At 59.4% G+C, this 9,647-nt stretch carries 13 protein-coding genes; 6 read left to right on the top strand and 7 right to left on the bottom strand.

Annotation, left to right across the window (positions count from 1 at the left end; all coding sequences use genetic code 11):
* From AC01YT_RS13065 to AC01YT_RS13040, 6 genes are all read left to right on the top strand, one after another.
* Positions 1-539: 2-hydroxyacid dehydrogenase (locus tag AC01YT_RS13065; RefSeq protein ID WP_476676105.1), on the top strand; the 539-nt coding region annotated here is incomplete at its 5' end.
* Between the two features lie 15 nt (positions 540-554).
* Complete coding sequence (locus AC01YT_RS13060) at positions 555-1,319, top strand: SDR family NAD(P)-dependent oxidoreductase (RefSeq protein WP_476676103.1); 765 nt, start codon at positions 555-557, stop codon at positions 1,317-1,319.
* Between the two features lie 5 nt (positions 1,320-1,324).
* A complete protein-coding gene (locus tag AC01YT_RS13055) occupies positions 1,325-2,140 on the top strand; it encodes a 6-hydroxymethylpterin diphosphokinase MptE-like protein (RefSeq protein WP_476676101.1) in 816 nt (271 codons plus the stop codon).
* A gap of 6 nt (positions 2,141-2,146) precedes the next feature.
* Positions 2,147-3,142 (top strand): glycosyltransferase family 2 protein, encoded by a 996-nt coding sequence (locus AC01YT_RS13050; protein ID WP_476676099.1) that lies wholly within the window; start codon positions 2,147-2,149, stop codon positions 3,140-3,142.
* Complete coding sequence (locus AC01YT_RS13045; RefSeq protein ID WP_476676097.1) at positions 3,121-3,936, top strand: glycosyltransferase family 2 protein; 816 nt, start codon at positions 3,121-3,123, stop codon at positions 3,934-3,936. The genes AC01YT_RS13050 and AC01YT_RS13045 overlap by 22 nt, the downstream gene beginning before the upstream one ends.
* Positions 3,933-4,274, top strand: a complete 342-nt coding sequence (locus tag AC01YT_RS13040; protein ID WP_476676095.1) for a YkvA family protein — start codon at positions 3,933-3,935, stop codon at positions 4,272-4,274. Before AC01YT_RS13045 ends, AC01YT_RS13040 begins: the two co-directional genes overlap by 4 nt.
* On the opposite strand, the gene AC01YT_RS13035 is transcribed toward AC01YT_RS13040, so the two are convergent.
* The 7 genes from AC01YT_RS13035 to xseA form a co-directional block, all read right to left on the bottom strand.
* Positions 4,264-5,001 carry an ATP-binding cassette domain-containing protein gene (locus AC01YT_RS13035; RefSeq protein ID WP_476676093.1) on the bottom strand — a complete coding sequence of 246 codons (738 nt, stop codon included), beginning with the start codon at positions 4,999-5,001 and terminating at the stop codon, positions 4,264-4,266. The genes AC01YT_RS13040 and AC01YT_RS13035 overlap by 11 nt on opposite strands.
* Complete coding sequence (locus AC01YT_RS13030; protein ID WP_476676091.1) at positions 4,998-5,642, bottom strand: ABC transporter permease; 645 nt, start codon at positions 5,640-5,642, stop codon at positions 4,998-5,000. The genes AC01YT_RS13035 and AC01YT_RS13030 overlap by 4 nt, the downstream gene beginning before the upstream one ends.
* A 23-nt stretch (positions 5,643-5,665) precedes the next feature.
* Positions 5,666-6,511, bottom strand: coding sequence for an ABC transporter substrate-binding protein (locus AC01YT_RS13025; protein WP_476676089.1), 846 nt, complete (start codon positions 6,509-6,511; stop codon positions 5,666-5,668).
* Positions 6,508-7,485 carry a substrate-binding domain-containing protein gene (locus AC01YT_RS13020; RefSeq protein ID WP_476676107.1) on the bottom strand — a complete coding sequence of 326 codons (978 nt, stop codon included), beginning with the start codon at positions 7,483-7,485 and terminating at the stop codon, positions 6,508-6,510. The genes AC01YT_RS13025 and AC01YT_RS13020 overlap by 4 nt, the downstream gene beginning before the upstream one ends.
* A gap of 84 nt (positions 7,486-7,569) precedes the next feature.
* Entirely contained in the window at positions 7,570-8,022 is a 453-nt protein-coding gene (locus AC01YT_RS13015; RefSeq protein ID WP_476676087.1) for a divergent PAP2 family protein, read from the bottom strand.
* Positions 8,023-8,271, bottom strand: coding sequence for an exodeoxyribonuclease VII small subunit (gene xseB / locus AC01YT_RS13010; RefSeq protein ID WP_476676085.1), 249 nt, complete (start codon positions 8,269-8,271; stop codon positions 8,023-8,025). It lies immediately after the preceding gene.
* Positions 8,231-9,526 (bottom strand): exodeoxyribonuclease VII large subunit, encoded by a 1,296-nt coding sequence (gene xseA, locus AC01YT_RS13005; RefSeq protein WP_476676083.1) that lies wholly within the window; start codon positions 9,524-9,526, stop codon positions 8,231-8,233. Before xseA ends, xseB begins: the two co-directional genes overlap by 41 nt.
* Positions 9,527-9,647: the final 121 nt, after the last annotated feature.

Below are 9,647 nucleotides of genomic sequence, written 5' to 3'. Positions count from 1 at the left end.
TGGGCGTGATCGGGGTGGGCAACATCGGCAAAGCCGTCCTGCGGCGGGCGCGTGCCTTTGGGATGAAATTGCTGGGTAACGATATTGTCCCGATTGCTCCTGATTTCATCGCCGAATTCGGGGTGGAAATGACCACCCTGCGCGATCTGTTGGAGCGGTCTGATTTTGTCAGCCTGAACTGCGATCTCAACCCCACCAGTTATCACCTGATCAACGCCGAAACCTTGGGCTGGATGAAACCAACGGCAGTGCTCATCAACACCGCGCGCGGCCCGGTGGTGGATGAACCGGCCTTGATCGCAGCACTGCAGAGCGGGCGCATCGCCGGGGCGGCGCTGGATGTGTTCGAGGTCGAACCGCTGCCGCTCGATTCGCCCCTGCGGCGGATGGAGAACGTCCTGCTGGCGGCGCACAACGCCAACGCCAGCCCCGCCGCCTGGGAGCGTGTGCATTGGAATACCCTGCGCAATTTATTCGCGGGCTTGGGGCTGCCGACCGATGAGTTGGCTACCTGGCACGCCCGCTTGAGCCCGAGTTAATTGAGGTAGATGACGATGTCTTCCGATGAACGATACGTTTTGATTACCGGAGCAGCAGGGGGGATTGGCCGCGCTACGGTGCGCCTGTTTGCCGAACGCGGTTGGCGGGTGATCGGCGTGGATCGCGCCCCCTTTGGCGCGGACTTTCCTGCCAATGGCTTGTTCATTCAATCCGACATCGCCCAGGCCGAAAACATCACCGCTATCTTCGAGCGCGCCCAGACCTTCACCGACCGCTTGCATGCATTGGTCAACAACGCTGCCATTCAGATCGCCAAGCCCTTCTTGGAGACCACCGTCGAAGAATGGGACGCCGTGATGGCCTCGAACCTGCGCTCGGTCTTCCTGGGGGTCAAACTAGCCTATCCTTTGCTCAAGGCCGCCGGCGAGAGCGCCATTGTCAACGTCTCATCGGTGCACGCCATTCAGACCTCGGCCAACATTGCCGCCTATGCCGCCAGCAAGGGCGGCTTGCTGGCACTGACGCGCGCCATGGCGATTGAATTTGCGCCGGATAACATCCGCGTCAATGCCATTTTGCCTGGCGCGGTGGATACGCCGATGTTGCGGGCCGGGCTTAACCGTGGTCATGTGAGCGGTGAGGACATTCACGAACGTCTGGAGAATCTGGCCCGCCGCACCGTCAACGGGCGCATCGGTCAGCCGGAAGAGATTGCCCGCGCCATTTACTTCCTGGCTGACTCGCGCGAATCCTCATTCATGACCGGCCAGGCGCTGGTGGTAGACGGCGGTGCTACAGCAAGATTGAGCACGGAGTGAGGCGCGTGAATCGTCAAGCGTTGAAGCATATCGTTCCCTCCCCCCTCTGGCGTCTGGGCTCGCAGACCTATTGGGGCTGGCGCAACCGTGGGCGGCATGTGGTGGCACGCTGGCTCAGCCCACGCTGGGCGGAGAATCGTCGCCGCCTTGAATCCTACCGCAACCGCCACGCCGGGCAGCGTTGTTTCATCATCGGCAACGGACCGAGCCTACGCAAGATGGATCTTTCACCCTTGCGTCACGAGATCACCTTTGGCCTCAACCGCATCTACCTGCTCTTCCCCGAGGTGGGTTTCACTACCACCTACCTGGTTTCGGTCAACGATCTGGTGCTCCAACAGTGCGCCGATGAGATCAGAGCCCTCACCTTACCCAAGTTCATCACCTGGCGCGCCCGCCGCTGGTTCATCGATGATCCGAATGCCCTCTTCCTGGATACCGATTACACCGGGGTGGAAAATTTCAGCGGTGACGCCACAGCGCGCCTCTTCGAGGGCTTTACGGTGACCTATGTGGCCATGCAACTGGCCTTCTTCATGGGCTTTGCGCAAGTTATTCTGATCGGGGTGGATCACAACTTCGCTACCCAGGGCCCACCCAACGCGGCAGTGATCTCGGAGGGTGATGACCCTAACCACTTTGCGCCTAACTACTTCGGTAAGGGCTTTAAGTGGCAACTGCCGGATCTGGAAGGCTCGGAACGCGCCTATCGGATGGCGCGCGCCGCGTACGAAGCCGCTGGGCGCACCATTTTGGATGCCACCGTGGGAGGCAAACTGACCATCTTCCCCAAGGTGGATTACAATCATTTATTCGATTGACCTCGGATGCCCCAACTACCGCTCGTCTCGATCATTACTCCCTCCTTTAACCAGGCGCCCTACCTGGAGACCACTCTGCGTTCGGTGCTGATGCAGGACTATCCGCGCATTGAATATCTTGTTGTGGACGGCGGCTCCACTGATAGCAGTGTGGAGATCATCCGCCGTTATGCCGACTGCCTGGCCGGGTGGGTCTCCGAGCCAGACCGTGGGCAAGCCGATGCTATCAACAAGGGGTTTGCCCGCGCCCAGGGCGAGATCGTTGCCTGGGTCAATTCCGACGATGCCTATTACACCCCCCAAGTGGTCAGCCAGGCGGTGGCGGCGCTGCAAGCCCACCCCGAAGCCAGCATGGTCTACGCGGATGGAGTAATGGTGGATGCACAAGGCTATCTGCTCGACTGGCACCGCTATCCACAGTATGACCTGGTAGATTTGCTCGCCTTTGAGGTGCTACTCCAACCAACCGTCTTCATGCGCCGCAGTGCCCTCGAAGCCGCCGGCTACTTGCGGCCCGACTTGCACCTGATCCTGGATCATGATCTGTGGATTCGGCTGGCGGCGATTGGGCCGCTTTATCACGTGAACGGCTTCTGGGCTGTCGAACGCACCCATGAGCAAGCCAAGACCATCGCCCAAGCCGCCACCTTCGTGCAAGAAGCCTTTACCCTGATCCGTTCCTTGGAACAAGATCCACGTTTTACCGCCGTATTTTCCGCCTACCGCCGACGCATCTACGCCGGGCTGCACGTCTTTGCTGCGCGGCGGCTGATTGATGCCGGGCAACCGCGCGAAGCTCTCCGACATTTTGCTCATGCCTGGCACTGGCAACCGCGTCAGGTCATCCGGCGTTGGTACAAGGTGGTACAGGCACTGGGGGGGACCTTAGGACTGCAGTCTCTCTTCCTCGGATATCGCTCCCTGCGGCGGCGAGCTCAACATGGACGCAAACGCTTGACCCTCACCGCGCGGGGATTTCAATGGCTGAGCGAAACCTCATGACCGACCTGCCGCTGGTCTCCATTGTCACGCCTTCATTCAATCAGGCACGCTTCCTAGAAACCACCATCCAGTCCGTGCTAAGCCAGGACTATCCCCACCTGGAATACCTCATCGTGGATGGCGGTTCCACCGATGGTAGTGTAGAGATCATCCAGAAGTACGCCGATCGCCTGGCCTGGTGGGTCTCTGAGCCCGACCGCGGCCAGACCGATGCGATCAACAAGGGCTTTGCCCATGCCCATGGGGAGATCCTGGCCTGGCTCAACTCTGACGATACCTACGAGCCCGGCGCGGTGTGCGAGGCAGTGGCATACCTGCAAGCCCATCCCGAAGTAGGTATGGTTTATGGGGACGCCAACTACATTGATGAGCACGGACGCGTGATCGGGCGCTTCCCCGCCGCACAGACCGATTACCATCGCCTGCGCCGCGGCTACGTCCACATCCCTCAGCAGGCTGCCTTCTTCCGCGCCGCCTTATGGCGCAAAGTCGGCCCGCTTGATCCCACATTCTACTTCGCCATGGATTACGACCTGTGGGTGCGCCTGGCCCGTGAAGCCCCACTGCATTACGTCCCGCGGGTGTGGGCCAACTTCCGCCTGCACAGCGATGCCAAGACCATTATGGCCGATGACCGCTGTTGGCCCGAGATGCTGCGCGTCCACTTTCGCGATGGAGGCTCCTGGTTCTCACCCATCGTTGCCAAATACTTGGTGCGAAAAGTAGTTGCCCCCTACCTGCGCTGGCGGCGGCAGCGCCTCTTCCGGCGGTATCATCAAGGCAGAGGTGAATGATGCCCCGTGGCCTTCCCAAGTCGATTCAGCCCTTCGAGGGCGGTAACCTGATCACCCGTGCCCGCTTAATTCTGCGCTTGCTGCGTGATCGGCGGGTGCACCCATTGTTAAAAGCCATCCCGGTGCTCGCCGTGGCGTATCTATTCATCCCCGATCTGGTGATCGGGCCGCTGGATGATGCCACCGTGGTGTGGCTGGGGATGGCCATTTTCGTTGAACTCTGCCCGCCCGAGGTGGTGGCCGAACATTGGCGGGCATTGGTCGAGGGCGTGCCGCCCACACCAACCGGCACACCCAATGACATTGTTGACGGCGAGTACCGTGAGATCAACGATTGAAAGCCCGATTGGGATGGGAGTGTTTCAAGTAAGCCTCAACCTGCTCGCCCGCCGCGTGGGCTAAAACCTCTTCTGGTGAACCCATCTGCACAATGCGCCCCGCCAGCATGATTCCCAACCGTGTGCCCAGTCGCCGTGCCTCATCGAGATCATGGGTGACCAGGAGGGTTGTGGTTTGGGTTTCGCACCAAATGTCTTGAAGATCGGTATACAGACGTTCACGGGTCGGAGCGTCTAAGGCGGCAAAGGGCTCATCCAACAGGAGTAGAGCCGGTTCTAGGGCCAATGCCCGTGCCAGGCTCACCCGCTGCGCTTCGCCACCCGAAAGTTTGGCTGCCGGCCAATGTGCCAGGTGGCGGATACCCAATCGTTCCAGCCAATGCTCAGCCCGCCGCCGTACCTCGGTGCGCGGTAGGCCGCGGAAACGCAACCCCAAGATGACGTTATTCCACACACTGGTATTGAGCAACAGCGCATCTTGCAAAACCAGGGCAATCTGACGGCGGTAAGCGAGATCATTCGCCGGTAAGTGACCGTTTAAGCGGATCTCCCCCTGCATCGGTTTGAGAATGCGTGCCAACGCCAGCAAGAGGGTGCTCTTGCCACAACCATTCGGGCCCACAATCGCCAGCACGTCCCCTCGCTCGAGGCTTAAGTGCTCCACGTGGAGGGTAAAGTGAGGTGCGCGGGGTAGATAAAGGTCGCGAACCTCAAACCAGGGCTTCATCGCCGTCCTCGCTGTTGAATCACGGTCAACCCCCAGTTAACCAAAAACGTCAGACCTACCAATAACCCACCGAGCACGAGCGCACGGTCAAACGCGCCGCGGCTGGTCTCCAAAACAATGGCTGTGGTCAAGACCCGCGTCTGTCCCTTTATATTTCCCCCGACCATCATCGCGGCACCCACCTCGGAAATCACCGCCCCAAAGCCAGCCATGAGAGCCGCCAGCAGTGGTAATCGCGCTTCTATCCATAAGGTCAGCACTTGCTGCCAGGTGCTGGCGCCCAGCCCCGCCAGTTGCCAGCGCAGACGCTCATCCATCTGTTGGAGGGCTGAGGCGGTCAACCCGACCACAACCGGCAGGGCGATCAACGTCTGGGCAATAATGATCGCCGTAGGCGTATAGATAAGGTTTAACATTCCCAATGGCCCCGAACGCCACAACAACATGGCTACCACCAGCCCCACTACCACCGGCGGTAATCCCATTCCGGTATTAACCAGGCTGAGCAACATGGTCTGCCCCCGGAAACGGCTCAACGCCAGCGCCGTGCCCAACGGCAGCCCAACCAACAGGCTGATCAAGGTCGCTGTCAGCGAAACCCGGAGCGAGAGAAGGGTAATGGCAAGAATCTCGGCGTCCATGCCTGTTTTTCGTCTTATTAGGGTTACTCCGCATCCGGAAAGAAGAGCGGTTGGCCGTATTGTTCGACGCCAAAACTCGCGATGAGTTTTTGTGTTTCAGGATGAATGAGAAACGTCATCAAGGCAACCGCGCCGGCATAATTCACCTTCGGCCACCGCTCAGGGTTCACGGTGATGACGTGGTAAATGTTTTGCAATTTCTTATCACCTTCCACAAGAATTTCAAGCCCAATGCGGTCTCGGTAGGCCAGAAATGTGCCGCGGTCGCTCAAGGTATAAGCCTGTTTTTCTGCTGCCACCATCAGTGTGGCCCCCATGCCCTGCCCAGTCTCCAGATACCAGGGCTGTCCCCGCGGATCCAGATTCAGGTCTCGCCAGAGGCTCAATTCCAAAACATGGGTGCCTGAATTATCCCCCCGCGAGATAAATAAAACGCCTTTCTCCGCTATGGTGCGCAGCGCAGTGACCACGTCTAAGCCACGAATCTGAGCCGGGTCGGCCGGCGGACCCAGGAGGACAAAATCGTTATGCATAACCCGCACCCGGTCCTTCCCCCAGCCGGCTTGCATAAAGGCCTCTTCAGCCTGAGGCGAATGCACCAGCAGGACGTCCGCATTGCCTTCCTCACCCATCTTGAGCGCTTGGCCACTCCCCACCGCAATGGTCTTGACCTGGTAACCACTTTGGGCCTCGAAGCGGGGGATTAAGACATCCAACAACCCCGAGTCTTGGGTGCTGGTCGTAGTAGCCAGGATGAGCACAGATCCTCCCGTCTGGGCTGTGGCGTTAGGCGTCAGAGAGTGAGATTGGGGTGTACAGGCGACCAAGATCACAAGAAAGATCAAACCAATCCGAGCATATCGGTTCATACGTCTATCTCCAGGTTGAAAATATCACCACTGCACGTTGTGCGATAGCCGGGCAGAGCCGCAACCGCGTTGCGAAATACGGCCGTATTCAAACCATCTAACAAGGGAAGCAGTTGTTCCCAATGCTCACGCTCAAAAACCAGGTCATAGCGCTCTTCAAAAAGGGGGATAAAATCCAGGCCAAAATGAACAGCCGCCGCCTGCAAGCCAATGGTGACATCGGCCTGCCCCCAAGCAATCCGAGCAGCGGCTTCGGTATGCGTCGAGGCCACCCAAGAAGGGGCTTCAAGCCGGAGCCCCAGTTCTCGGAGGCGGCGCTGCAGCCACAAATGCGTGCCCGAGCCAGGGTTACGTCCCACCCAACGTATCCCCGGGCGTGCCAGGTCACCGAGATCACGAATACCGTGGGGGTTACCCGGCGGCAGGATCAACCCTTGGACACGATGAGCAAGTGTTACGACAGATACGGCCCGATCCGGGAAAAGATAGCGGAGGGTTTCCAGGTTGAACTCCCCATTTGTCTCATGCAGGTGTGCCCCCGCCAATTGGCAGAAACCCTGGCGCAGGCCGACCAGCCCGTTGAGCGATCCCGTTGACATCAGCAGTAAGAACAGGTGCGGTTCCACCTGATTGGCCAGAAGTTCCAAGGCCAAATCATGGCTCCCGGCAAAAAGAATCACGGGCTGATGGGTGAGGGGCAAGACCCAGTTTTGGAGCAGCAAACCATTGGCGCAGGCACGGTAGTATTTTTCGGTCGTCCGCCCGCGTTTACACACCTCAGCCAGGTACACTAATCCCGCCTGTTGCAAGACCTGCACGTGATGTCGTACCCAGGCAGGGGACTGACCCACCTCCTGCGCCAATTGGGTCAGGGTGGCGGGTGCATGCATGAGCAGGCGCAAAAGATGAAGCCGGCGCTCGTCACTGGCGGCCTGCAAAGCGTTCAGGGTGGAGAGAGTCTGAAAGGTGTGCATCACGATTAAGGAAAAACTTAATCATCATGGCAATTATATCCTCATTTGGGGTAAATGGCCTATTTCAATTTTATCTTTTCGGGCTTATCGCCACAGCCACCACATACCCAGGGCAATCAGTGCCCCCAATATGCTCCCCACCGCCACCTGGCGTGGGGTGTGGCCGAGCATTTCCTTGAGCCGTTCCTGAGAGATGGGCTGGCCGCTGAAAAGTTCCTGAAACAGGACGTTGAGTTTCTGCGCGTGCACCCCCGCCTGACGACGCACCCCCGCCGCATCGTACAGCACGATCATCGTAATCGCCGTCCCCAAGGCGAAGACCGGATGATCAAAACCGTAATATAGGCCCACCGCCAATGTGGTCGCCACCATCAGCGCCGCATGAGATGAGGGCATGCCCCCCATGCTGAACCACAGGTTCCAGTTCCAGCGCCGGTTGACCCAGTAATCAATCGGTACTTTAAGAAACTGGGCTAACCACAGCGCCAGCAAGCCGGCCAACAGAGGACGGTTGGCTAAGAGCTGTTCCCACACCATTTAGAACGCTGCCTCCTCAGGGGGTTCTTCGGCTTCGGCGTTGAGACTGCGATCCAGTTCGCGCACACGCAACTCGGCCTGATCGAGCAGTGCCTGGCAGTGACGGATCAGTGCCTGCCCGCGTTCAAACAGGCGGATGGCCTCATCCAGGGGCTGCTGGCCGGCTTCCAAACGTTGCACCAACTGCTCCAGTTCGGCGTAGGCTTCCTCATAAGTAAGTGATTCCACGGCTTTCCAGGTCTCCGTCATGGCTACCTCCATCGGCGGGGGAAGTAGATTGGGGATGAAGCGATTCAACCCGCGTCACCAAATAGCCATCAGCCAGGTGGGCGTGCAAGGTCTCACCGCACTGGGCCTGCGCGACCCATCGCACCACCTGACCATCCGGGCGCTGCAAGATGGCATAACCGCGCGCCAACACCGCCCGCGGGTTGAGCGATTCGAGACGAGCATCCAGGCTTTCCAGGCGCAGACGGCGCAAATGCAATCCACTAATCATATGGTGAGCTGCCCAGGTGCTCAGGTAATCCAGGCGCTGACGATCCTCACGCACGCGGCGCAAGGGCGAAAGACGTTCCAATTGCTGCCGCAAAAGCACCAAGCGGTGCCTCTCGTCCTGCACCCGTGCTTCCAGCGCACTGGCCAGCCGCCGCTCCAACTGGCGCATCTTGTGGCGTAGTTCCATGCCATCGGGCGTAGCCGCCATCGCCGCTGCTGAAGGGGTAGGGGCACGCAGGTCGGCGGCGAAATCGGCTAAGGTGAAGTCGGTCTCATGGCCAATACCGGTGATGACTGGCGCCTGGGAAGCGGCGATCGCCCGCACCACTCGCTCGTCGTTGAACGCCCACAGATCTTCCAGCGAGCCCCCGCCCCGCGCCACGATGATCACACTGGGCTGGGCACGGCGATTCAGATCGGCGATGGCGCGCACCACCTCACCAACGGCTTCATCGCCTTGCACACTGACCGGTGCCAGCACCACCTCAACCAGGGGGTAACGCTGACGAATGATGTTAAGCATATCCTGGAGCGCGGCGCCGGTCGGCGAGGTCACCAATCCAATACGCCGGGGGAAGGCAGGTATGGGGCGTTTACGCGCGGGTTCAAAAAGACCCTCCGCTTCCAGACGTGCCTTCAGGCGTAAAAATTCCTGAAATAAGGCACCCTCACCCGCCAGGCGCAGGGCATCCACATAGAGTTGATACTGCCCATCGCGCTCGTAGAGGCTGATATAGCCGTGCGCCTCCACCGCCAGCCCATTTTGCAATGCCACCCGCAGGCGCTGCGCCTGTGCGCGCCAGATGACGCAGCGCAGGGCAGCATATTCGTCCTTGAGGGTGAAATAAATGTGGCCCGAGGTAGGGCGCGAGAGGTTGGAGATCTCACCCTGCACCCACACATCTTGCAAGAGGTCATCGCTTTCAAGCAAGGTGCGCAGGTACTGGGTGAGGTCACTCACGCTCAACACCGCGCGGGGAAAAAGATTAAGTTGCTCCAATTCCATGGCGATTCAAGGATACCCTGCCCGTTCGCGCCTGTCAACGGAAAGAGAGCCGCGGGGTGTGGTAGAATACAAAACGGCTCGCTTCAATCTGCGGCCCGGGAGAAAGTATGCGGGTAGGTCA

It is taken from the genome of Thermanaerothrix sp., assembly GCF_056331585.1.
This window is presented reverse-complemented; position numbering and strand designations above follow the sequence as displayed.